General features: G+C 61.7%; 25 protein-coding genes and 3 tRNA genes. 14 read left to right on the forward strand and 14 right to left on the reverse strand.

The annotated features are described in order from the left end of the window. Window positions 1–30: 30 nt before the first annotated feature. Window positions 31–1119, reverse strand: a complete 1089-nt coding sequence (locus BMX27_RS05390) for an Mrp/NBP35 family ATP-binding protein (RefSeq protein WP_090158872.1) — start codon at window positions 1117–1119, stop codon at window positions 31–33. 232 nt (window positions 1120–1351) lie between these two features. Here BMX27_RS05390 and BMX27_RS05395 point away from each other — a divergent pair, with 232 nt between their 5' ends. Further along, complete coding sequence (locus BMX27_RS05395; protein WP_056032087.1) at window positions 1352–1561, forward strand: DUF1127 domain-containing protein; 210 nt, start codon at window positions 1352–1354, stop codon at window positions 1559–1561. A gap of 509 nt (window positions 1562–2070) precedes the next feature. Here BMX27_RS05395 and BMX27_RS05400 read toward each other — a convergent pair. Next, on the reverse strand, window positions 2071–2523 hold the full coding sequence (locus tag BMX27_RS05400) for an Lrp/AsnC family transcriptional regulator (RefSeq protein ID WP_090158873.1): 453 nt from the start codon (window positions 2521–2523) through the stop codon (window positions 2071–2073). A gap of 71 nt (window positions 2524–2594) precedes the next feature. Here BMX27_RS05400 and BMX27_RS05405 point away from each other — a divergent pair, with 71 nt between their 5' ends. Further along, the gene (locus BMX27_RS05405) at window positions 2595–3194 is read left to right on the forward strand and encodes a LysE family translocator (RefSeq protein WP_090158874.1); all 600 of its coding nucleotides are present in this window, start codon (window positions 2595–2597) and stop codon (window positions 3192–3194) included. A gap of 35 nt (window positions 3195–3229) precedes the next feature. Here the strand turns inward: BMX27_RS05405 and BMX27_RS05410 are convergent, their stop codons facing one another. Both BMX27_RS05410 and BMX27_RS05415 read right to left on the reverse strand, forming a co-directional pair. Then, window positions 3230–3781, reverse strand: coding sequence for a hypothetical protein (locus tag BMX27_RS05410; protein WP_143056787.1), 552 nt, complete (start codon window positions 3779–3781; stop codon window positions 3230–3232). Between the two features lie 7 nt (window positions 3782–3788). Continuing rightward, on the reverse strand, window positions 3789–6200 hold the full coding sequence (locus tag BMX27_RS05415) for an ATP-dependent helicase (protein ID WP_090158876.1): 2412 nt from the start codon (window positions 6198–6200) through the stop codon (window positions 3789–3791). Window positions 6201–6352: 152 nt separating this feature from the next. Here BMX27_RS05415 and BMX27_RS05420 point away from each other — a divergent pair, with 152 nt between their 5' ends. From BMX27_RS05420 to BMX27_RS05435, 4 genes are all read left to right on the forward strand, one after another. After that, window positions 6353–7486 carry an alpha-hydroxy acid oxidase gene (locus BMX27_RS05420; RefSeq protein WP_177172673.1) on the forward strand — a complete coding sequence of 378 codons (1134 nt, stop codon included), beginning with the start codon at window positions 6353–6355 and terminating at the stop codon, window positions 7484–7486. A gap of 69 nt (window positions 7487–7555) precedes the next feature. Continuing rightward, entirely contained in the window at window positions 7556–10999 is a 3444-nt protein-coding gene (locus tag BMX27_RS05425; protein ID WP_090158878.1) for a pyruvate carboxylase, read from the forward strand. A gap of 228 nt (window positions 11000–11227) precedes the next feature. Further along, a tRNA-Gly gene (locus BMX27_RS05430) sits at window positions 11228–11302 on the forward strand. Between the two features lie 19 nt (window positions 11303–11321). Further along, a tRNA-Gly gene (locus tag BMX27_RS05435) sits at window positions 11322–11396 on the forward strand. Between the two features lie 50 nt (window positions 11397–11446). Here the strand turns inward: BMX27_RS05435 and BMX27_RS05440 are convergent. Next, the gene (locus BMX27_RS05440) at window positions 11447–11686 is read right to left on the reverse strand and encodes an Lrp/AsnC family transcriptional regulator (protein WP_090158879.1); all 240 of its coding nucleotides are present in this window, start codon (window positions 11684–11686) and stop codon (window positions 11447–11449) included. Window positions 11687–11804: 118 nt separating this feature from the next. On the opposite strand from BMX27_RS05440, the gene hisB reads away from it, so the two are divergent. The 4 genes from hisB (at window position 11805) to BMX27_RS05460 (ending at window position 14571) form a co-directional block, all read left to right on the forward strand. Beyond that, on the forward strand, window positions 11805–12392 hold the full coding sequence (hisB, locus tag BMX27_RS05445; RefSeq protein WP_056032075.1) for an imidazoleglycerol-phosphate dehydratase HisB: 588 nt from the start codon (window positions 11805–11807) through the stop codon (window positions 12390–12392). Beyond that, the gene (gene hisH / locus BMX27_RS05450; protein WP_090158880.1) at window positions 12389–13027 is read left to right on the forward strand and encodes an imidazole glycerol phosphate synthase subunit HisH; all 639 of its coding nucleotides are present in this window, start codon (window positions 12389–12391) and stop codon (window positions 13025–13027) included. The genes hisB and hisH overlap by 4 nt, the downstream gene beginning before the upstream one ends. Further along, window positions 13024–13938 carry a glutaminase gene (locus tag BMX27_RS05455; RefSeq protein WP_218144648.1) on the forward strand — a complete coding sequence of 305 codons (915 nt, stop codon included), beginning with the start codon at window positions 13024–13026 and terminating at the stop codon, window positions 13936–13938. The genes hisH and BMX27_RS05455 overlap by 4 nt, the downstream gene beginning before the upstream one ends. A gap of 159 nt (window positions 13939–14097) precedes the next feature. Next, window positions 14098–14571 carry a lytic transglycosylase domain-containing protein gene (locus BMX27_RS05460; protein WP_090158881.1) on the forward strand — a complete coding sequence of 158 codons (474 nt, stop codon included), beginning with the start codon at window positions 14098–14100 and terminating at the stop codon, window positions 14569–14571. Window positions 14572–14635: 64 nt separating this feature from the next. Here BMX27_RS05460 and BMX27_RS05465 read toward each other — a convergent pair whose 3' ends face one another. Then, window positions 14636–14944 carry a phosphoribosyl-ATP diphosphatase gene (locus BMX27_RS05465; RefSeq protein WP_090158882.1) on the reverse strand — a complete coding sequence of 103 codons (309 nt, stop codon included), beginning with the start codon at window positions 14942–14944 and terminating at the stop codon, window positions 14636–14638. Then, on the reverse strand, window positions 14941–15702 hold the full coding sequence (hisF, locus tag BMX27_RS05470) for an imidazole glycerol phosphate synthase subunit HisF (RefSeq protein WP_090159198.1): 762 nt from the start codon (window positions 15700–15702) through the stop codon (window positions 14941–14943). The genes BMX27_RS05465 and hisF overlap by 4 nt, the downstream gene beginning before the upstream one ends. Window positions 15703–15796: 94 nt before the next feature. Between hisF and BMX27_RS05475 the strand changes: the two genes are divergently transcribed. Then, complete coding sequence (locus tag BMX27_RS05475; protein WP_090158883.1) at window positions 15797–16228, forward strand: DUF302 domain-containing protein; 432 nt, start codon at window positions 15797–15799, stop codon at window positions 16226–16228. A gap of 188 nt (window positions 16229–16416) precedes the next feature. On the opposite strand, the gene hisA is transcribed toward BMX27_RS05475, so the two are convergent. After that, window positions 16417–17142 carry a 1-(5-phosphoribosyl)-5-[(5-phosphoribosylamino)methylideneamino]imidazole-4-carboxamide isomerase gene (hisA, locus tag BMX27_RS05480; RefSeq protein ID WP_090158884.1) on the reverse strand — a complete coding sequence of 242 codons (726 nt, stop codon included), beginning with the start codon at window positions 17140–17142 and terminating at the stop codon, window positions 16417–16419. Between the two features lie 131 nt (window positions 17143–17273). Here hisA and BMX27_RS05485 point away from each other — a divergent pair, with 131 nt between their 5' ends. Continuing rightward, window positions 17274–17672, forward strand: a complete 399-nt coding sequence (locus BMX27_RS05485; protein ID WP_090158885.1) for a DUF2147 domain-containing protein — start codon at window positions 17274–17276, stop codon at window positions 17670–17672. Between the two features lie 52 nt (window positions 17673–17724). On the opposite strand, the gene BMX27_RS05490 is transcribed toward BMX27_RS05485, so the two are convergent. From BMX27_RS05490 to rlmB, 4 genes are all read right to left on the reverse strand, one after another. Further along, complete coding sequence (locus BMX27_RS05490; RefSeq protein ID WP_256212404.1) at window positions 17725–18198, reverse strand: CoA-binding protein; 474 nt, start codon at window positions 18196–18198, stop codon at window positions 17725–17727. Further along, the gene (locus BMX27_RS05495; protein WP_090158887.1) at window positions 18191–18637 is read right to left on the reverse strand and encodes a YHS domain-containing (seleno)protein; all 447 of its coding nucleotides are present in this window, start codon (window positions 18635–18637) and stop codon (window positions 18191–18193) included. Before BMX27_RS05495 ends, BMX27_RS05490 begins: the two co-directional genes overlap by 8 nt. A gap of 83 nt (window positions 18638–18720) precedes the next feature. Then, entirely contained in the window at window positions 18721–19029 is a 309-nt protein-coding gene (locus BMX27_RS05500; RefSeq protein WP_056031004.1) for a hypothetical protein, read from the reverse strand. Continuing rightward, the gene (gene rlmB, locus BMX27_RS05505; RefSeq protein ID WP_090158888.1) at window positions 19026–19802 is read right to left on the reverse strand and encodes a 23S rRNA (guanosine(2251)-2'-O)-methyltransferase RlmB; all 777 of its coding nucleotides are present in this window, start codon (window positions 19800–19802) and stop codon (window positions 19026–19028) included. The genes BMX27_RS05500 and rlmB overlap by 4 nt, the downstream gene beginning before the upstream one ends. A 123-nt stretch (window positions 19803–19925) precedes the next feature. Here rlmB and BMX27_RS16810 point away from each other — a divergent pair. Next, window positions 19926–20009, forward strand: a tRNA-Tyr gene (locus BMX27_RS16810). A 348-nt stretch (window positions 20010–20357) separates the two neighbouring features. Then, window positions 20358–21287 (forward strand): hypothetical protein, encoded by a 930-nt coding sequence (locus BMX27_RS05510; RefSeq protein WP_090158889.1) that lies wholly within the window; start codon window positions 20358–20360, stop codon window positions 21285–21287. On the opposite strand, the gene BMX27_RS05515 is transcribed toward BMX27_RS05510, so the two are convergent. Further along, window positions 21263–22621, reverse strand: a complete 1359-nt coding sequence (locus tag BMX27_RS05515; RefSeq protein ID WP_090158890.1) for a sensor histidine kinase — start codon at window positions 22619–22621, stop codon at window positions 21263–21265. The two genes, BMX27_RS05510 and BMX27_RS05515, sit on opposite strands and share 25 nt — an antisense overlap. Beyond that, entirely contained in the window at window positions 22618–23289 is a 672-nt protein-coding gene (locus BMX27_RS05520; RefSeq protein WP_090158891.1) for a winged helix-turn-helix domain-containing protein, read from the reverse strand. The genes BMX27_RS05515 and BMX27_RS05520 overlap by 4 nt, the downstream gene beginning before the upstream one ends. Window positions 23290–23456: the final 167 nt, after the last annotated feature.

Raw genomic sequence — 23456 nt, forward strand, 5'->3', positions numbered from 1 at the left:
CTATCGGCGAATCCGGGTCGCGGTATCCCGTCAGGCCATGCCGCCGTCGATGAACCGCCGAGCCAGCGCGGCATAGGCGTCGGCAACAGGACCCTCGCCAGCCGCAACAGGCACGCCTGCATCACCTGACACACGGGTTTGCAGATCAATGGGCAAAGCACCCAGGAACGGCAGACCCAGCGCCTCGGCCTCGTGGGCAACACCGCCGTGACCGAATATCTGGGTTTCCTCACCACAATGCGGGCAATGAAAGGTGCTCATGTTTTCCACCAGACCCAAGATCGGCGTCTTGAGCGTGCGGAACATGTCCATGGCCTTGCGGGCGTCCAGCAGCGCCACGTCCTGCGGTGTGCTGACGATCACGGCACCGGTCAGTTCGGTTTTCTGCGCCAGCGTCAGTTGCACGTCGCCGGTTCCGGGTGGCAGGTCGATGATCAGAACATCCAGCTCGCCCCATTCCACCTGCCCCAGCATCTGTTGCAATGCCCCCATCAGCATTGGCCCACGCCAGACCACTGCCTTGGCCGGGTCGACCATCAGACCAATCGACATCATGGTGACACCGTGCGCCTGCAACGGAATGATCCGTTTGCCGTCGGGACTGCCGGGGCGTTTGTTCACCCCCATCATGCGCGGCTGGCTGGGGCCATATATATCGGCATCCAGCAGACCGACCCGCCGCCCCTGCCGGGCGAGCGCGACAGCGAGGTTGGATGACACGGTCGATTTGCCCACACCGCCCTTGCCGGACCCGATCGCCAGGATGCGATCGACCCCGGCCACACGCACGGGACCGGCCTGCGGCGTCGGATGACGCCCCACCTTGAGACTGGGAGGCGCATCGCCTGCCCCTGCTGGCGCGGACTTGGGCGCACTGTGCGCGGTCAGAACGGCAGAAACATCCGTCACACCGTCAATCGCCCGGACGATGTCCACCGCCGCCGCGCGGATCGGTTCCATGCGCGCGGCCGTTGCAGCGTCCGGTGCCTCGATCACGAAACGGACCGTTCCCCCATCGATCGTCAGCGCACGGATCATGTCGCGCGATACCAGATCACCGCCGTCCGGTAGACCGACGCGCCCCAGTTCCGATGTGATTGTCTGTTTATCCAGCGCCATGCGGTGCCCCCTTCGATGCGGTCATGCGATACCGCGCGCACACTGGTCCCGGCGTGCCCAAGGTGCAAGTGCCCCGAAAACCCAAGCGTAAAGGATTTGTAACAGACCTAGAGTAACTTGCGCCTGCTGCATAGCAGCATTGACGAGACAGCTATTGTGCAGGTGCAGCATAATCCTAGATATTGGTCACAAGCAGCAAACAACGCTGAACACAACAAAGACGAGAAACAACATGGCTTACACAAACACGAACGTCGCGCCGTCCCTGACCCAGCGTTTCGCTGGTTTGCGCAAGCAGATCGCCGACGCCGCTGCAAAGCGCCGCGTCTATCGCAACACGGTAAACGAACTGTCCGCGCTGACCAACCGCGAACTGGCCGATCTGGGCATTTCCCGCTCGATGATCCGCAGCATCGCAACCGAAGCAGCCTACGGCAACTGAATTCCAATCGGGAAAGAACCAACCTCCTCCCTGGTTCCGACCTGACAGCGCCGCCCGCCACCTCCTCCCTTAAGGTGGGCGCGCATAACACAAAGCGGCGGCCCTGACCGACCTCCTCCCCGTGTTGGGGTCGCCGTTTTGAACAACAGAATACGGGCGCTGCACCTCCTCCCGCGGTGGCCCGGATGACCCGGATAGATGGCTACCTCCTCCCAGCCGGATATTTGGGTAAAGACCTGGGTCCGCCGCTCTCCTCCTCCCTGCGGTCGGACCCATGCAGACAGCGGTGGTGGTCACCTCCTCCCGGCCATCACCGCACCCTGAATTTGCATACGGACGCTGCACCTCCTCCCGCGGCAGTCCGCATCGTCGGAACCCTCTACCTCCTCCCGGAGGGCCCGACGCCGGCGCAAGCCCGACCTCCTCCCCGAGGTTTGCGCTCACAAATGGAAAGGCGATGCGCACCTCCTCCCGCGCGTCGCCTTTTTCATTTGTGGTCAGAATTTAAATCAGGCGCGCAGGTCCTTCGGGCTTCCCATCACCATATAGCTTGTGATCGACCGCACATGCGGCACGGTGCCCAGGGTATCGGAATGAAACGCCTTGTAGGCGGGCAGATCCGCCACCTCGACCCGCAGCATGTATTCAAATGCGCCTGCCACATTGTGACATTCCACCACGTCCGGCGCGATCGACATTGCGCGCTCGAACGCCTGCTGCGCAGCCTTGGTGTGTTCTGACAGCCCCACGGCCACATAGACCACAAAGGCGCGTCCAGTCTGCACAGGGTCCAATCGCGCACGATAGCCGCGGATCACGCCGCGGCGTTCCAGATCCTGAACCCGCCGCAGACAGGCAGACGGTGACAGGCCGACGCGGTCTGCCAGCTCCAGATTGCTGATGCGTCCATCCGCGGCCACCGCACGCAATATTTCAGCGTTTATTCTGTCAATTTCGTTCATAAATGCAAATTTAGCAATTTAGGCACCATCTTTGCAATCCAGTGCAATCTGATACGCGGTATGATTGTGAGATGGAAAATGTCACGCTCTACCTGCTCTTTCAGTTTGCCTTTGTCAGTTCGGTCACACCGGGGCCGAACAACTTGATGCTGATGGCGTCCGGCGCGAACTACGGGTTTCGCCGGACGATCCCGCATATGTTCGGCATCAGTCTGGGCCATTCCTTTATGGTGGCGATGATCGGCTTGATCTTGTTGCGGGTGTTCACGGCCTATCCCGTGCTGAACACGATCCTGACCGTGCTTGCGGTGCTGTATATGTCGTGGCTGTCATGGAAAATCGCGACAGCGGTCCCGCCAGAGGCCTCGCAGGTCAAGGGCAAGCCGTTCACGTTTCTCCAGGCCGCCGCGTTTCAATGGGTCAACCCAAAGGCATGGGTCATGGGGATCACTGCGATTACCGCATTTGCCCCGCAGGACCGCCCCGTCTGGGTGGGCTCATTGATCGTGGCTGGCGTGTTCCTGCTGTCCAATCTGCCCGCGATCACCATATGGGCGGCCCTGGGCGTCCAGGTCCGCAGGTTTCTGGGCACCGCGCGCAGGCTACGCGCGTTCAACGTGACAATGGCCGCACTGCTGATGGCATCGCTGATCCCAATGATCTGGCACTAAAGCCCCTCCACCCAAGGTTTCCAAGTTCACCAATCTTACTTTGTCCAAAACTCTGAACGCTGGATGGCAGCTCGATCTAAAAGAATTTCCAAGCCATTCACTGCCTCCAATAAAATGCGATCCAGACTGCAAAACCTGAATAGTAGTCCATAATCAGCGAACCAGTTTTCTCCGACGGGTTGATTGCTTTCGAAGAAAATTTGTTGACCACGACGAGGTGTCTGTGTGTGGTAAGCGCCGATCCCACACCCATCATTGATCACAAACTCACCGCTATGGTTGGCGAGACCAGGGTCTTTGGCAGATTTACCATGCCTGAATTTTTCTGAAAGCGCGCTTGCAAGCCTTAGAAATTTGACTGGGTAATCGTCACCCTGCAGAAGTTTTTTTCTGAATGCTGCTTCAGGACGTGGACCCAATTTTGCCGCAGGATCATCCGCAAGCATTTTCTCAATGACAATGTGATTTAGGCAAGCTTGGACGGCTGAAAGCGCAGCGAAACCTCGCGCAAGACTATCGGGTTCACTCCGAAAATCACTAAGCAGTGGCAGGACAATTTCATCAAAGAAGACGTCGGGGGCCTGCATCCGGATCTCAGAACGGCACATCCGACGCGGCATCTGCGGCCACAACGAATTTCGCGACCACATGTTTGTCACCCGCCTTGTCAAAGGTGATAGACAGCTTGTCGCCCTCGATCCCCTTGATTTCGCCGTAACCGAACTTGGTATGAAACACCCTGTCGCCGGTTGTGAATGCGCTGACGGCCGTCATGTCGATCGTCATGTTGCGCGCCTCGGCCGGTTGCGACACGCCACGGGTCTGGCCCCGCGCCTGCAAACGTCGCCACCCCGGAGAATTGTAGACATTCGCGTCATGCGCCTTTTGGTGCAGGTCCGACATGGATTCTTCGCGCAGTTTGGGCGACGCGTTGGTGGACATGCCCGCCGCGCCATAGCCGCCACCGTACAGCCCCGGCGGCGTCAGCACCTCGACGTGATCCTCGGGCAACTCGTCAATGAACCGCGACGGCAGCGCCGATTGCCATTGCCCGTAAACCCGGCGGTTGGCCGCAAAGGAAATCGTGCAAATTTCTTCGGCCCGCGTGATCCCGACGTAGGCAAGGCGGCGTTCCTCTTCGAGGCCTTTCAACCCGCTTTCATCCATCGACCGTTGTGAGGGGAACAATCCGTCCTCCCATCCCGGCAGGAACACGGCGGGAAATTCCAGACCCTTGGCGGCGTGCAGGGTCATGATACTGACTTTTTCGCCCTCCTGTTCGGTCTCGTTGTCCATGATCAGCGCGACATGTTCGAGGAAACCTTGCAGGTTCTCAAAGTTATCCAGCGCCTTGACCAGTTCCTTGAGGTTTTCCAGACGACCCGGTGCCTCTGGCGTCTTGTCGTTTTGCCACATGCCAGTGTAGCCGGATTCGTCCAGGATCATTTCGGCTAGTTCCTGATGGGTGTCCGATTCCTGTCTGACCTGCGCGTGCCAGCGGTCCAACCCGTCGACCAACACGCCCAGCTCGCGCAGACCCTTGCCGCCCAAGAGCTTGCCCTGCACCACGATGCGGGCACCTTCGACAAGACTCACGCCATTGGTGCGTGCGGCACGCTGGATCGTCTGCACGGCCTTGTCGCCCAAGCCCCTTTTGGGGGTATTCACGATCCGCTCGAACGCCAGATCATCCTCTTGGGACACGGCAAGGCGGAAATAGGCCATCGCGTCGCGGATTTCCAAACGTTCATAGAATCGCGGACCGCCGATAACGCGGTAGGGCAGACCGATGGTCAGAAACCGGTCCTCGAACGCGCGCATCTGGTGGCTGGCACGCACGAGGATCGCCTGGTTGTCCAGACCGACCGGGTCCTGCCCGCGTGTGCCGCGCTGCAAGGCCTCGATTTCCTCGCCGATCCAGCGGGCCTCTTCCTCTCCGTCCCAATGGCCGATCAGGCGGACCTTTTCACCGTCTTCGGCGTCGGTGAACAACGTTTTGCCCAGACGCCCCTTGTTGGACGAGATCACACCCGATGCCGCGGCCAGGATATGCGGCGTGGAGCGGTAATTCTGTTCCAGCTTGACGACCGTGGCACCCGGAAAATCAGTCTCGAACCGCAGGATGTTGCCAACCTCTGCTCCGCGCCAGCCATAGATCGACTGATCGTCGTCGCCCACGCAGCAAATGTTTTTATACGCCGAGGCTAAGAGGCGCAGCCACAGGTACTGGGCCACGTTCGTGTCCTGATATTCGTCCACCAGGATGTAGCGGAACCAGCGCTGATACTGGCGCAGGATATCCTCGTGCGTCTGAAAGATCGTGACCATATGCAGCAACAGGTCACCGAAATCGCAGGCGTTCAGGTCCTTGAGCCGGGCTTGATAGGCCGCGTAGAGTTCGACCCCCTTGTGATCGAATGCGGCGGCCTCGGCCAATGGCACCTTGTCCGGGCCATAGGCCTTGTTTTTCCAGCCGTCGATGATCCCGGCCAACATGCGCGGCGGCCAGCGCTTTTCGTCGATGCCGCCTGCCACGATCAACTGTTTCAACAACCGCAACTGGTCGTCGGTGTCCAGAATCGTGAAATTTGACTTCAGCCCGACAAGTTCGGCATGACGACGCAACTGCTTCACACAGATCGCGTGAAATGTGCCCAGCCACGGCATGCCTTCGACCGTTTCGCCCATCAGGCGGCCGACGCGGTTTTTCATCTCGCGTGCGGCCTTGTTGGTGAACGTCACCGCCAAAATCTCATTCGGGCGGGCGGTTCCCGTATGCAACAAATGCGCGATCCGCGCGGTCAGCGCGCGGGTCTTGCCGGTGCCGGCACCCGCCAGCATCAGGACAGGACCGTCCAGCGCTTCGACCGCAGCGCGCTGCGCGGGGTTCAGCCCGTCCAGATAGGCAGCATTCCCGCCAAAGCGTGCAGCCACACCCCCTGCCCGCGCCCGTTGCGACAGCGGCACGGCGGCCTCGAATGCGTCATCTTCTGAAAAATCATTCATCCCTCTTTCTTAAAGCTTCGCGTAAAACAAAGAAACCCCTCGTTCACGGTTCGTTCACGCAACACGGCGTCCCTTTTGCAAAAGTCTTGCCGCAGCGATATCCGTATTGTCACGACTTCCATCCTCTGATGCAAAGCCCTAGCGTGGCTCGCATGAACCTGCACAGCCGCTATCCCGCCATCGCCGATCTGCGCGCCCGCGCGCGCCGCCGGATTCCGCATTTTGTCTGGGAATATCTGGACTCGGCAACCGGTGATGAATCCGCGCTGGCTCGCAACCGCGCGGCACTGGACGCCGTGCTGTTGCAGCCCTCGATCCTGCACGGTGAATTCACCCCGGACCTGAGCGTCAGCATGATGGGGGCCACCTATCCGCTGCCATTCGGCATCGCCCCGGTCGGCATGTCCGGGCTGGTCTGGCCAGGCGCGGAACGTCTGCTGGCACGCACGGCCGCCACGGCAGGCATCCCTTACGGCATGTCCACTGTCGCGACCCAGACCCCAGAGGACGTCGCCCCCCATCTGGGCGAACATGCCTGGTTCCAGATCTATCCGCCCCGCGATCCGCAGATCCGCGCCGACATGTTGCGCCGCGCCCGCGATGCCGGTTTCGGCACGTTGGTTCTGACAGTCGATGTGCCCGTCGCATCGCGCCGGGAACGGCAGACACGCGGCGGCCTGACGAACCCACCGCGCCTGACGCCCCGGCTGGCGGTGCAGGCGGCGATGTGTCCGGCCTGGCTGAACGGCATCCGCCAGACGGGCATGCCGCGCATGCGACTGATCGACAGCTACAGCGATACCACCGCCGCCCTGCCGTCCACGGCACACGCAGGCTATCTTTTGCGCACCTCGCCCGACTGGGATTATCTGCATGCGCTGCGGGCAGCCTGGGATGGGCCACTGGTGGTCAAGGGCGTGCTGGATGCTGGCGACGTCCCCCGTTTGGGCGAGGCCGGAGTCGATGCGATCTGGGTCAGTAATCATGCAGGGCGGCAGTTCGCCGCCGCCCCTGCAACAGCGGACGTGCTGCCCGCTATCCGTGCGGCCACCGACCTGCCGATCATATGCGATTCCGGGATCGAGGGCGGTCTGGATATTCTGCGCATGATCGCGCTGGGGGCCGATTTCGTGATGCTGGGCCGCGCGTTCCACTATGGTCTTGGCGCGATCGGGGACGCGGGGGCCGCGCATGTCATCGACATACTCAAACAGGACATCATCGCCAATATGGGGCAACTGGGGACGCGAAAACTGTCCGAGCTTCCATCGCGGCGGGTCCGTTAACGCTAACACCAACACTGGACATCCCCGTTGCACCGCTTAACAATGCTGCAACTGCGAAAGGATCACATCATGGCCGACTTCAAGAAAATACTGATTGCAAACCGAGGCGAAATCGCGATCCGGGTCATGCGGGCGGCCAATGAGATGGGCAAAAAGACGGTCGCCGTCTTTGCCGAAGAGGACAAGCTGTCGCTGCACCGGTTCAAGGCCGACGAGGCCTACCGCATCGGCGAGGGTCTGGGCCCGGTTGCCGCCTACCTGTCGATTGAAGAGATCATTCGCGTGGCCAAGATGGCCGGCGCCGATGCTATTCACCCGGGCTATGGCCTGCTGTCTGAAAACCCGGATTTCGTGGACGCCTGCACGGCGGCGGGCATCACGTTCATCGGCCCCAAGGCAAAGACGATGCGCGAATTGGGCGACAAGGCCAGTGCCCGCCGCGTCGCCATCGAGGCCGGCGTACCGGTCATCCCCGCCACCGAAGTGCTGGGCGAGGACATGGCCCTGATCAAGAAGCAGGCAGCCGAGGTCGGCTATCCCCTGATGCTCAAGGCCAGCTGGGGTGGCGGCGGTCGCGGTATGCGCCCGATCATGACCGAATCCGAGCTGGAGGAAAAAGTCCGCGAGGGCCGCCGCGAGGCCGAGGCCGCATTCGGCAACGGCGAGGGTTATCTGGAAAAGATGATCATGAAGGCACGCCACGTCGAGGTGCAGATCCTGGGCGACAGCCACGGCGAAATCTATCACCTGTGGGAACGCGATTGTTCCGTCCAGCGCCGCAACCAAAAGGTCGTGGAACGCGCCCCAGCCCCCTACCTGTCCGAAACGCAGCGCGAACGCATCTGCAACCTGGGCAAGAAGCTGTGCGCCCATGTGAACTATGAATGCGCAGGCACGGTCGAATTCCTGATGGATATGGACTCGGGTGAATTCTATTTCATCGAGGTGAACCCCCGCGTGCAGGTCGAACACACGGTCACCGAAGAGGTGACAGGCATCGACATCGTGCGCGCCCAGATCCTGATCGCCGAAGGCAAGAGCATCGTCGAGGCGACCGGTTGTGCGTCGCAATATGATGTCCAGCTGGACGGCCACGCCCTGCAATGCCGTGTCACGACCGAGGACCCGCAGAACAATTTCATCCCCGATTACGGCCGTATCCAGATGTATCGCTCAGCCACCGGCCCCGGCATCCGCCTGGACGGCGGCACCGCCTATTCCGGTGCGGTCATCACGCGCTACTATGACAGCCTGCTGACCAAGGTGACGGCCCGTGCGCCGACGCCCGAAATGGCCATCGCCCGCATGGACCGCGCACTGCGCGAATTCCGTATCCGCGGCGTCAGCACCAACATCGCATTCGTCGAAAACCTGCTGAAACACCCGACGTTCCTGAACAACGAATACCACACCAAATTCATCGACGAGACGCCGGAACTGTTCGATTTCAAGGCGCGCCGCGACCGCGCCACGAAGATCCTGACCTATATCGCCGACATCACCGTGAACGGGCATCCCGAAACGGCCAACCGTCCCCGGCCAGCGGCAGACGTGAAAATGCCGAAAGCCCCGGTCAAGACAGCCTCCGATGTGCCCGACGGCACGCGCCAGATCCTTGATCGTGACGGTGCTGCCGCGGTCGCCCAATGGATGAAGGACCAGCCCCAGCTGCTGATCACCGATACCACCATGCGCGACGGTCACCAGTCGCTGCTGGCAACCCGGATGCGGTCCATCGACATGGTCACCATCGCCCCGACCTATGCCACCAAGATGGCCGGTCTGTTCAGTGTGGAATGCTGGGGGGGTGCGACGTTCGATGTGGCCTACCGGTTCCTGCAGGAATGCCCGTGGCAGCGTCTGCGTGATATCCGCGCAAAAATGCCCAACGTCATGACGCAGATGCTGCTGCGCGCCTCGAACGGTGTTGGCTATACCAACTACCCCGACAACGTGGTCCAAAGCTTTGTCGCGCAGGCCGCCACATCAGGCGTCGACGTGTTCCGCGTGTTCGACAGCCTGAACTGGGTCGAAAACATGCGCGTCGCGATGGATGCGGTGATCGACAGCGGCAAGGTCTGCGAAGGCACGATCTGCTACACCGGCGACATGCTGGATCCCGACCGGGCGAAATACGATCTGAAATACTACGTCGGCATGGCCAAGGAGATGGAAAAGGCCGGCGCACACGTCCTTGGCCTCAAGGACATGGCGGGCCTGCTCAAGGCACCGGCGGCGGCGCAGTTGTTCAAGGCGTTGAAGGAAGAGGTCGGCCTGCCGATCCATTTCCACACGCACGACACCTCAGGGGCCGCCATTTCGACCGTCCTGGCAGCAGCCGCCGCTGGCGTGGACTGCGTCGATGCCGCCATGGATGCATTGTCCGGCAATACCAGCCAGCCGACCCTGGGATCCATCGTCGAGGCGCTGCGCGGCAGCGACCGCGATACCGGCCTCGACATTGCAGCGATCCGCGAAATCTCGAACTACTGGGAACAGGTCCGCGCGCATTACCTTGCCTTTGAATCCGGGCTTCAGGCCCCCGCGTCAGAGGTCTATCTGCACGAAATGCCCGGTGGGCAGTTCACCAACCTCAAGGCACAGGCGCGCAGCCTCGGCATCGAGGATCGCTGGCACGAGGTCGCCCAGACCTATGCGGATGTGAACCGGATGTTCGGCGATATCGTCAAGGTCACGCCGTCATCCAAGGTGGTGGGCGACATGGCCCTGATGATGGTCAGCCAGAATCTTACTCGCGCACAGGTCGAAGACCCATCGGTCGATGTGTCATTCCCCGACTCGGTGATCGACATGATGCGCGGCAGCCTGGGCCAGCCGCCGGGCGGATGGCCCGACGCGATCCAGAAAAAGATCCTCAAGGGCGAAAAACCCAGCACCGACCGGCCCGGCAAACATCTGCCGCCCGTCGATCTGGAGGCCGCGCGCAGCGAGCTGGCCGACAAGCTGGGCACCGCGATCGACGACGAGGATCTGAACGGCTACCTGATGTATCCCAAGGTCTTTACAGATTATGCGGCACGTCACGATCTGTATGGTCCGGTGCGCACGCTGCCGACCAAGACGTTCTTTTACGGGATGGAACCCGGCGAAGAAATCAGCGCCGAAATCGACCCGGGCAAGACGCTGGAAGTGCGTATGCAGGCCGTGTCGGAGATGAGCGAGGACGGCGAGGTCAAGGTGTTCTTTGAACTCAACGGTCAGCCGCGCACGATCCGCGTTCTGAACCGTCTGGCTGCCGCCGACCGCGTCAGCAACCCCAAGGCCGAACTGGGCAACTCCAACCACATCGGCGCGCCGATGCCGGGTGTGGTGGCCTCTGTCGCCGCACAGGTTGGCGCAAAGGTCAAACAGGGCGACCTGTTGCTGACCATCGAGGCAATGAAGATGGAAACCGGCATCCACGCCGACCGCGACGCAGTGGTCAAGGCAGTGCATGTCACAGCCGGTGCCCAGATCGATGCCAAGGATCTGCTGATCGAATTCGAAGACTAACAGACAAAGGGTGCCGGGGGCGCTGCCCCCGCGCCTTGCGGCGCTCCCCCGGAGTATTTCGGGCAAGATGATGCATCTGCGGGACGGCGGGTGGGGCGTCTTTGCGGCGTGCCGCAAACAGCGACATCCGGCGTCATGGGGGACTTTCGAAAACTTAAGTCGCCTTTGTGCAAAAAATCCACTTGCAGCCAAAAAGCCGGGACGGTAAAGCCTGCCTCACTTGATGATGCGGGCGTAGCTCAGGGGTAGAGCATAACCTTGCCAAGGTTAGGGTCGGGCGTTCGAATCGCCTCGCCCGCTCCATCAAGAACCGAACTGGTGCGCGGGCGTAGCTCAGGGGTAGAGCATAACCTTGCCAAGGTTAGGGTCGGGCGTTCGAATCGCCTCGCCCGCTCCAGTCGGACCAAAAAAGCCGCCCTTTTGGGGCGGCTTTTTGTTGTGCGGCGATCAGAATGCCTTGAATGTCAGGGTCGTCATCGTGCGTTCGATCCCCTCGATGCCGGCCACGCTTTCATTGACGAAATGACCCACATCGGATGTGGCGGGCACATAGGCCTTCATCAGCAGGTCGTATTCGCCGCTGGTGGAATAAAGTTCGGAATGGATTTCGCGCAGCGCGATCTGTTCGGCGACCGCATAGGTCGTACCGGGCTTGCAGCGGATCTGGACAAAGACGCAGGTGGTCATCGGGTTTCCTCATGTGGTGCGGGGCAAACCTGCACCACGCGGCGCGCCCGCGCAATCCGTCCCCTTGGCACTCACCCCCTGCCCCGCCTATACGGTGTGCAAACGACAGGAGGCCGCAATGCGCAGCGCCACGATCACACGCAAGACCAACGAAACCGACATCACGGTGATGATCGAACTTGACGGGACGGGCACCTATGACAACCGCACCGGCGTCGGTTTCTTTGACCACATGCTGGACCAGCTGGCGCGGCATGCGCTGATCGATCTGCACGTCAAGGCGACGGGCGATCTGCACATCGACGATCACCACACGGTCGAGGACGTCGGCATCGCCATCGGCCAGGCCCTGACGCAAGCCATGGGCGACAAGAAAGGGATCCGCCGCTATGGCGACTGCCATCTGGCGATGGATGACGCGCAGGTGCGCTGTGCGCTGGATCTGTCCGGGCGCCCCTATCTGATCTGCAACCTCGATCTGCCCTTTGGCAAGATCGGGACATTCGACACCGAACTGGTGCGCGAATTCTTTCAGGCGCTATCGACGCATGGCGGTATCACGCTGCACATCGACCGCCTGCACGGGTTCAACGCCCACCACATCGTCGAGGCCGCGTTCAAATCGGTCGCCCGCGCCTTGCGCGACGCGCTGGATACCGACCCGCGCAAGGCTGATGCCATTCCGTCGACCAAGGGTAGCCTGTGACCACCGTTCTCATCGACTACGACAGCGGCAATCTGCATTCCGCGCAAAAGGCGTTCGAGCGCATGGCCCGCGAGACGGGTGCAGGTGACGTAATCGTCAGCGGCGACGCAGAGGTCGTGGCCCGCGCAGACCGGATCGTGCTGCCCGGCGACGGTGCATTCCCGCATTGCCGTGACCAGTTGTTCAGCCGGACCGCCCTTGCCGAGGCGATCGTCGATGCAGTGGAAAACCGCGCCGTGCCATTTCTGGGTATCTGCGTGGGGATGCAGCTGCTGGCGACGACGGGGCACGAATACGAGGCAACGCCGGGTTTTGGATGGATTGCGGGCGATGTGACACGTATCCGCCCCGCCGATCCTGCGCTGAAGATCCCGCATATGGGCTGGAACGATCTGGTCATGGACAGCGCGCATCCGGTGCTTGACGGGCTCGCCACGGGCGAACACGCCTATTTCGTGCATTCCTATGCCATGAGCGTGCATGACCCCGCGCATCTGCTCGCGCATGTTGACTATGGCGGTGACGTGACGGCCGTTGTCGGACGAGACAACATCATCGGGGCCCAATTCCACCCCGAAAAAAGCCAGGCCGCCGGTTTGCGGATGATCGCGAATTTCCTGCGCTGGATGCCATGACGGACGTGCAATCGATCCTCGACCGGATCGGTGAGGCGATGCAGGCGACCAAGGATCGCGGCACGGTTGCCCAGTACATTCCGCCGCTGGCCCGAGTCGATCCCGCGCAATTCGGGATGGCCGTGGCATTTTCCGACGGGCGTCTGTTCAGCACTGGCGACGCAGAGACACGATTTTCGATCCAGAGCATCTCCAAGGTGTTCACCCTGTCGCTGGCGCTGGGGCGCCTGGGAGATGCGTTCTGGTCCAAAGTCGGACGCGAACCCTCCGGTCAGGCGTTCAACTCGATCCTGCAACTGGAACACGAGGCAGGCCGCCCGCGCAATCCGTTCATCAACGCAGGGGCCATCGCCACCACCGATGCCGCGATGGCGCATCATGCGCCACGTGATTTCCTGGCCGAACTGGTGCAATTCGTGCGCGCGGCGGCGGGTGATGAGGATATCCACATCGATGCCGCGGTGGCGCAATCCGAACAGGCGACAGGCGATCTGAACCGATCGCTGGCCTATTTCATGGCCTCGCATCAGCGGTTGCAGAACCCGGTCGAGCAGGTTCTGGGCGCCTATTTCCACCAATGCGCCCTGTCGATGACATGCGTGCAACTGGCCCGCGCGGGCCTGATGCTGACGGGCGCGCCCGGTGCGCCACGCCTGATGTCGCCCGCACGTCGAACACGGATCAACGCACTGATGATGTTGTGCGGACACTACGATGCATCGGGCGATTTCGCATTCCGTGTCGGATTGCCCGGCAAGTCTGGCGTGGGGGGCGGTATTCTGATCGTGGCCCCCGGCAAGGCCAGCATTGCGGTCTGGTCACCGGGACTGAACGCGCAAGGCAATTCCAAACTGGGCACCGAAGCCGCCGAGATGTTCGCACAGGCAACAGGCTGGTCGGTCTTTTCCTGACGGGCAGACGGCGGTGGGCGAGGTGTCCCGCCGTACTGCCCGGTTGCGCCGCTTTTTGCCGACGCTGATCGACACGCTTGCCTGCGCAGGGTCCGGGCGGCTAACTGCCGGCAGGTCACATGGAAAACACACCGCATGCAGATGACAAGAACCGCCTTGATGGCAATCGCTTTGGGCTTGGTAAGCGCCTGCGCAGGTCAAACTGACAGATCTCAAGAGACGCTGAGTTTTGCCACGACAGAGGTTGCTGACGCTTTGCCGCTGCATCCGAATGAGACGCCGGAACTGCGCGCGCTGATCAACACCTACGCCGATGCCTATGACATTCCGCCGACATTGCTGCACCGCGTCATCCTGCGCGAAAGCACACATCGCCCCGGCGCGCGCAACGGCCCTTACTACGGCCTCATGCAAATCCTGCCTCAAACCGCCGGCACTATGGGGTTCACAGGTCAACCGAGTGATCTGCTGGATGCGGAAACCAACCTGAAATACGCGGGTAAATATCTGCGCGGGGCGTGGCTGCTATCGAACGGGTCCGAGGCAGAGGCCGTCAAATGGTATTCCCGCGGCTATTACTACGAGGCCAAACGCCAGGGCATGCTGGTCGAAACAGGGTTGCGCAAGGGTTGATGCCGCGCGGGGGCGCTGCCCCCCGGCTACGCCGTCCCCCGGGATATTTGGAAAACAGCGATGGCTATTGCCGGGCTGCCTTTTCAGCGAGCCCGGATGTGCCCTGCCGGTTGCCCAGTTCCGTCAGAACCTCGTCAAGTGTAACATCGCTGGCAGCAAGCATGACCAACAGATGATACAGGACATCGGCGGCCTCTGACGTGAGGGCCTGCTTGTCACCGCGCGCGGCCTCGATGATTGCCTCGATCGCTTCTTCGCCAAATTTCTCGGCGCATTTGGCAGGTCCCTTGGCCAGCAGTTTTGCAGTCCAACTGGTGTCGGGATCGGCACCCTTGCGGGATTGGATCGTGGCAAACAGATCGTTCAGGGTCATTGCAGCCTCATGGGGATACCGGCGGCAGCCATGTGATCCTTGGCCTGCTGGATCGTATAGGTGCCAAAGTGAAAGATCGACGCGGCCAGCACCGCGCTGGCACCACCTTCGGTCACACCTTCGACCAGATGATCCAATGTGCCTGCCCCGCCGCTGGCAATCACGGGGATATCGACGGCATCTGACACGGCCCGCGTCAGGGGCAGATTGTAGCCCGTCTGCACACCGTCATTGTCCATCGCGGTCAACAGGATTTCACCGGCACCCTTTTCCGCGACGGTACGGGCAAATTCCACGGCATCGATGCCGGTCGCCCGACGTCCGCCATGGGTAAAGATTTCCCAACGTCCCGGTGCCACGGTCTTTGCATCTATGGCAACCACGATGCACTGGCTGCCGAACCGCAATGCGGCCTCAGTCACCACGTCGGGATTGGCTACGGCGGCAGAGTTGAAACTGACCTTGTCCGCACCCGCCAACAATAGGTTGCGCACGTCGTGGTGTGTCCGCACGCCGCCACCGATCGTCAGCGGCATGAAACAGGCCTCGGCCGTGCGGGTCGCGAGATCAAACATGGTGCCGCGATTTTCCTCGGTCGCCATGATGTCGAGGAAACACAACTCGTCAGCACCCGCGGCGTTATAGGCAATCGCCGCATCAACGGGATCGCCTGCATCGCGCAGACCGACGAAATTCACGCCTTTGACGACACGGCCCTTGGCGACATCCAGACAGGGTATGATACGAGTTTTCAGCATGGTTTCGCTGATACCGCGCGGCAAGACCGCTGGAAAGGGGAACATTGCCCCCAAATCCGTGGTTGGGCCGCGAACATCAATGATGGAGACACCCATGATCCGCGCAACATTGCTTTCCCTGACCCTGGCCACCCCTGCGCTGGCCGATACGATCACCCGCGATACGGACCGCACTGTCGCTGACGCCATGAACGCGCTGGAGGCCGCCGTGACAGATGCGGGGGCGACGATCTTCGCCCGCATTGATCACGCAGCCGGTGCCGCATCCGTCGATATGGAATTGCCGCCCATGGAATTGCTGATCTTTGGCAACCCGCAGCTAGGCACGCAGGCCATGATGGACGACCCGGAGGCAGGCTTGGCGCTGCCCCTCAAGGTGCTTGTCTATGAGCAAGATGGCCAGACGCGCATTGCCTATCAGGAGGTCGAAGAGATGTTCGACGATTCGGAAATCGACGAAAATGCCGAATATCTGACCCAGATCGCAGCGGCACTCGACACGCTGACCCGCAAGGCCGCCGAATAGGTGTGTCAGTCACCACGCTGTGCCCATCACAGGGACTGCGGAGGATGCGCCCAAAACCGGCCATCAGCACCGCAAGACCAGGCCGAACTGTCCGCCTGTTCGGCTGGGAACGTGACACCGCGCAACGCAACGGCAGATCGAACCACTGTGATCTGGTCTGCCGTGGTCGCAGGCACATCGCTGCTGGATTACCGACCGGCCCCCAGCGCGGCCAATGCGGCACCCAGATCGATCGCTCCGTCATATAGCGCACGGCCCGAAATCGCGCCCGAAATCACACCGGTGTCGCGCAGGGCCGTCAGGTCCGCCAGCGAGGACACGCCGCCAGAGGCAATGACCGGGATCGACACGGCACGCGCCAGATCGGCGGTGGCGTCGATATTCGGACCTTTCATCGCGCCGTCACGCAGAATGTCGGTGTAGATGATCGCGGCGATCCCCGCATCCTCGAATGATTTCGCCAAATCCGTGACCATGACATCGGTTTCCTCGGCCCAGCCACGGGTTGCCACGCGGCCGTTGCGCGCGTCCAGTCCCACGGCGACCTGCCCGGGAAAGGCACGGGCCGCCTCGCGCACAAGATCGGGGTTTTCAACCGCGACCGTGCCCAGAATCACACGGGTCAGCCCACGGTCCAGCCAACGTTCGATCGTGGCCATGTCCCGGATACCGCCACCCAGCTGGGTCGGTACCTTGCAGGCCTTGAGGATCGCCTCGACCGGGGCGGCGTTCACCGGTTCCCCCGCAAAGGCGCCGTTCAGATCGACCAGATGCAGCCATGCGCAGCCGGCATCGACAAAGCTGCGCGCTTGCGCTGCTGGATCGTCGTTGAACACGGTCGCCTGATCCATTTCGCCGTGAACGAGGCGCACGGCATTGCCGTCCTTGAGATCGATGGCAGGGTACAGGATCATGGCAAGTCTCCGGCTGGTTTGGCGCGGTTCTGGCGCGGGCGGCAGGAAATTGCAACCGACCCAACGTCAGACTTGATTGCGGGGGCCGCCCGACCACAGAGTTCGCAATGACTTGAGGGGAGGAGACCCAAATGAAACGCATTCTGACAGCGATTGCAGCTGGCCTGATCGCAACGGCCGCAACGGCCGCAACGGCACAAGACGCCGCCGTGGGCGTCTGGCAAACCGAAGTGGACGATGGGGCCTTCGCCCATATCCAGATGGAACCCTGCGGCGCGGCCGTCTGCGGCACAATCGTGCGGACCTATCAGGCCGACGGCACCCCGTTCCAATCCGAAAACATTGGTCGCCAGATCGTCATCGGCATGGCCCCGAACGGTGACGGCACCTACAACGGTCAGGTTTATCGCCCATCCAACGGCAAGACCTATGTTGGCAAGATGCAGGTCAACGGCAATGCGTTGCGGCTTCAGGGATGTGTGGCAGGTGGTCTGATCTGCGCCAGCCAGAACTGGGTCCGCGCGCAGTAACAACGCCTGATCGCATCGTACGGGGCGTGGCCGCAGGGCCGCGCCCCATTTTTCATGTCAGCCGTGACGAGATACGGCCCGTGTTGAAACCGCCCATGCGCAGCTCGCCATAGAGGCGCTGGTATTCGATCTTGGGGCAGCGATTCTGCACGACAATGACGCCGCGCGCACGCGCAACAGCCGCTGCCGCGTCATGCTGGACGCCCAGCTGCAACCAGATCACGGACAGCGCGGGCCAGCGGGCCAATGCGTCGTCAACAAGGGCGGGCACGGCATCCGACCGGCGAAAGACATCGACCATGTCCACGTCATCCGGGATATCCGCAAGGCTGGCATGGACAGTTTCACCAAATACCTTCTGCCCCGCCAGACCGGGATTGACCGGAATGATCCGGTAGCCGCGCAGCTGCAGATAGCGGGCCACAAAATAACTGGGCCGGACCGGGTTGGCCGATAGCCCGACAATCGCAATTGTCTTCACCCGGTCAAAGATGGCGCGGATCTCGATGTCGGACGGATTATCCAAGGATCTGCGGCCAGTTTGCATCAGCGGCCACAATCTCGGCAGCGCGATTTTCGTCCCAGCGGCTGCGCACGCGCAGGGATGCGTTCAGATACAGACGACCGTCAACAATCGAAAACGCCCCGGGCACCGTGTCGGCCAGATAGCCGCGTGCCAAGGCATAGGCGCAATAGCCACCATAGGCCGGAGCATGTGCCTTGGGGTTGCGTTCAAAGGCATCGCGGTTTTCGGCATTCACGAAATGCCACGTCGCACCCATCCACATCAGCGCGTAATCGGCACTGCCGGCGACAGGCGCGTTCTGACGGTGGTATTCCAGCGGATCGATCCCGTTGATCGCGATGCCGCCGGTGGCAAATGTCGGGGCCGACTGCGCCAGCGCAGGGCGGGACATCAACGGCAGGACCGCGCAAGACAACAGGAAATGACGACGATCAATCATGGTGGCTCCTCTCAGGGGTCACCTGAATGTGCCGCAGGTCGGTCCACATCGCCAGCCCCCTCGCACAGAGGTGACGCATTGTTTCAGTCGAATATATCTTCGACCACGTCCCACAATTCGGACACCAGCTTGGACGTCAGGCTCTTGCGGCGCTTGGGCCGTTTGGTTGTCTTGGTCGGTTTGCTCAGGTGCTCGACGCGCAGTGTCCGGGCCGGATGCGCCGGGGCAGCTCTGCGCCGTGACACACCCCCGGCGTTGGCCGGCATCATTTTCAGATCATGCAGCGGTGCGCCACATTGCGCACAGGCCAGTTCGTGACGGTCGTTCCCACGCAGCACCAAGGCGGCACGCGTGCCACAATAGCAGCAGGTCGCGACCTTCATTCCCGTCATCCGCGCACCGCGTAGAGTGCCACAGCCGCCGCATTGGATACGTTCAGCGATCCGAAATCACCAGCTGCGTCCAGTTTCACGAGACGGTTGCAGGTTTCGCGGCTTTTTTCGCGCAGGCCGGGACCCTCGGCCCCCATGACCAATGCGATGGGACGATCACGCAGACCCTCGACCGCGTCCTCGATCCCCGTCTCGGCTTCGCCGTCGAGACCCAGCACGAGATAACCCATGTCCTGCAGCTGCGTCATGGCATCCGCCAGATTACGCACCCGCACATAGGGCTGACGTTCCAGCGCACCGGACGCTGTTTTCGCCAAGGCACCGGTTTCAGGGGCGGAATGACGCTGCACGGCAACCACGGCGCGCGCGCCGAACACCTCGGCCGACCGCAAGATCGCGCCGACGTTATGCGGGTCCGTCACACGGTCCAGCAACACGATTCGCGCAGGCTCCGGTCCCGCGCCCAGCGCGATATCCTGAAGCGATCCCCAATCCAGAGGTTTCACTTCCAGTGCGGCCCCCTGGTGCACAGAACCCGCATCGATCGGAGCTGCAAATTTGCGCGGATCACAGATTTCGGGCTCGATCCCGGCAATCGTCACGGCGTCCTGCAATTTCGCCAGTGCATTTTGCGTCACCACCAGCCGCAGCCGTTCGCGGCGCGGGTTCAGCAGGGCATCGCGCACCGCGTGCAAACCGAACAGCCACACGGTTTCCGCAGCCGCCGCGCGTTTGCCCTGTTCCTTTGCAATGACCCACTTGGGTTTTTTCATGGCCGATGCCCCCGATTTTCCATCTCACCTACTTGGCTGTTAACACCGCGCGGAACAAGCCCACCTGCCGCGCCGTTTTTCGTGTTGACGCCCCAAATGACTGCGGCTATTCCCGCCGCCAGTGGGCGACAGGCCGCAAGGTGTGGCAGGGGACTGTAACTCCCTCGCGGAGACGCACGCCTGGTTCGATTCCAGGGTCGCCCACCACTCAACCCACTATATTTTTTCGTGATTGCGCGGAAATTTTGGTCCGCTTGCGGTCCAACTAAGGTTGGGTCACATGCATCGCGTCATGCCACGCTGGCCATGCGGTTCCCGTGTTCGGCTTTACAGCCCCGGACACAGATCACGAACGTGTCGGAGACAGCATGCCGCGATCCTGCCATTACTCACCGCGAATTCAGGAAACAATCCGGTAAATTGTAGTCGTCCGTTTCGCGCCCGGAAACAGCCGAACAAAATTGCTTTGATATGGGGCCAGTTCTGCCCCTTTTTCATGCGACCTCTCAAGCAGTCCGGCCCCCCGGGAAAACCGCAACTGCGTCAGAGAGTGCCATGATCAGACTAGCCAATCATCCTGATTACCGGATCACCTATCATCCCGCCCCGGCACCGACCGAAAAGCTGATGATCACCTTTGGTGGGCAGCCATCTGACATTTCAGACACCGGTTTCGGGAGCGATTTCGCCATGAAACACGGTTGGGATCACGTGTTCGTCGCACAGCGCAGACACAGCCAGTTTCAGGGGCTTCATGCGGCGGTGTTCAAGGCGGCCGTGGCACCGCTGTGCACCGCCGGACGCGATGTCATCTGCTACGGGGCCAGTCTGGGTGGCTATGCGGCGTTGTACTATGGCGGGCAGATCGACGCGCGGATCATCGCCGCCGCACCGATGTTGCCCGCATGGAAGGGTCTGGGTCTGCCCGCCTACGCGGATGTGCCGGTCCACCACAAACACCTCAAGCACAGCAGACGATCAAAGCACGCCCCCGTCGTGATCTATGATCCCGTGCAAAGACGGGATGTTCAGTTTCTGAACCAGACCGTGCGCCCAACCTACCGCGACATCCGCGAAGTCGCCCTGCCATTCACGGGCCACACGGTGCTGGTCGCACTGTCGAACATGCGACTTTTGAAAAAACTGATCACCAGCCTCGTCGTCGATAACAAGATCCCGCAGTTGGAATTAAAACGCAGTGGTGATCCATCGTTCCATCGCGAACGGGCCAAGGCGTTGTCATTTACGCATCCCGATTTTGCACGTCAGGAATACGAACGCGCCCTTGCCGCGCGGCCAGCAAAATCAACGATTAACAATCTGTTCAGCCTTTTGGTCCGGATGGGTGACAAGGCAGCGCTGCAGGAAATTCTCGACAGCTGCGCAAATGACCCGAACCCGCAGATGACGATCCTGCCCCAGATGTTGGTCCGCGCCGAGAAACTGGGACTGCAGGTCGATCACGACCTGGCGCTGGCCAGTTGAAACGCCACTGACACCCGCAGGCCCGGCGCGTTGTCGTCCAGCGTGAGGGGCGCATCGTGCAGCTCTGCGATCACGGAAACGAGGCTGAGACCCAGACCGCTGCCCGGTGTCGTGCGGCTGCGGTCCAGGCGATACAATCTGCGCAACACCTTGTCCCGTTCCGTTGCGGGAATACCCGGCCCATTGTCGCTGACCTCCAGCATGACGCGTCCACCCTCAACACGCAGGCCGAGCGTTATCTGACTGAAGCGCGGCGTATGGCGCAGCGCGTTTTCAATCAGATTGGCCAAAATCTGACCGATCAGATCACGGTCCCCCACGACTGGCGCCGCATCACAGGCCACCTGCGTATTCAGACTGCGGTCCGTCTGCTGCGCCGCAGGTTCGTAGAGTTCGGCAAATGTCTCGACCAACGGGACCAGATCCAGCGTGACGAAACGCGCCTCGGGGCTGCCCCCCTCGATCTGCGCAATCTGTAGAAGTGCCTGAAAAACCGAAACCACACTGGCGACATCCGCCTGCGCCTGATCCACGAGGGTCTGTGCCTCCGGATTGAGGTCCGTACGGCCCAGCTCGTCCAGCCGCACCGATATCCGCTGGATCGGCGTCTTAAGGTCGTGCGCCACGTCAGAAGACACCTGGCGCAATGCCTCGCGTGCGGTTTCCTGCGCTGCGGCCATGCGGTCGATACCATCGCCGATCCGCCGCAGGTCATCGGACCACCGTTCCGTCGGGCGCACCCGCGCGGACAGATCGCCCGATGTCAGTGCACCCAGCGTGCGCCGCACGGCCGACACCTGGCTGGCGGACCGACGCGCCATGACCAGCCCTGCCCCCAGCGCGATCACCAGCGTCGGCAACAAGGACAGCAGTCCGATGGTCCGGTAAATCGACCAAAGCTGGTCGATTTCAGCGCGACTGCGCGCAACCGTCAGCAGACCGCGATATTCGCGGGTGGTCAGCGCCAGATATTCGCCCTGAATCGGGGTTTCCGGATTTTCGAGCGTGGTCAGGACATAGCCTTCTTCGTCGCGGGCCAGACGTCCATTGCCGTAGTGACGCCCGTCGGCGGTCACATAGGACAGCACGACACGGTTCGGGTCGGTGGCGCGCGCCTCGGCCGCGACAAGTGCCGCCAGCGCCGTAGAGGATGGTGCCGCACGAAACCCGGCCAGATCCTGCCGCAACTGCTGACGCATCTGCATGTCCAGCGCCCGGCTAGTTGCCGTATAGCTGGCGGCCAGCGACACGACGCTGACCACCGCAAACAGCGCGACAAGCCCGAGGGCAAGCCGTACCGGGCTTGCGTTAATCAGACGCGGGCGTCTGGTCATGCCTCGATCCGGTAGCCCGAGCCGCGCACCGTCTTGATCAGTTCCGTGTCAAAGGGTTTGTCCACCTTGGCCCGCAGGCGGCTGATATGGGTTTCGACCACGTTGGTCTGCGGATCGAAACTGATCCCCCAGACGGATTCCAGCAGCATGGTGCGGGTCTGGACCCGCCCCTTGCGCCGCAGCAGATGTTCTAGAATGGCGAACTCGCGCGGCAACAATTCGATTTTCTGACCTGCCCGCCTGACCTCGCGCGAGACCAGGTCCATCGTCAGATCACCCGCCGTCAGCACCGTCTCTTGTGCCAGCGTGCGCGGCCTGCGGGCCAGCGCGTTGATGCGCGCTGACAATTCGCCAAAGGCAAAGGGTTTGACCAGATAATCGTCCGCGCCGGCATTCAGGCCCGCGATACGGTCATCGACACTGCCCATCGCGGTCAGAAACAGAACCGGCGTGCGATTGCCTGCGCCGCGCAGGGTTTGCACCAGCGTCAGCCCGTCGATTTCGGGCAGCATCCAGTCCACGATCAACACGTCATGATCGGCACCCGTGGCCTGCACCAGCCCGGCCCGCCCATCGGCCACATGGTCCACGGTGTGGCCCTCTTCACGCAAACCGCGCGCGATATATTGACCCGTGGTCGGGTCGTCCTCGACGACCAGGATTTTCATGGCGGACCCTGTCTGCATGCATTCACCTCGCAACATGGGTATCCTGACACGAATTCCAAGCAAAAGGGCCCCGGTCATGCCACCAAGGGCGCGATACCGGGACCCTTTTCACCCCCGCACACAGTGCATCCGGCCGGGGGTCCGAGGCGCGACCTGGGGCAGCAGGC

The organism is Loktanella sp. DSM 29012 (assembly GCF_900110705.1).
Lineage (GTDB): Bacteria > Pseudomonadota > Alphaproteobacteria > Rhodobacterales > Rhodobacteraceae > Loktanella > Loktanella gaetbuli.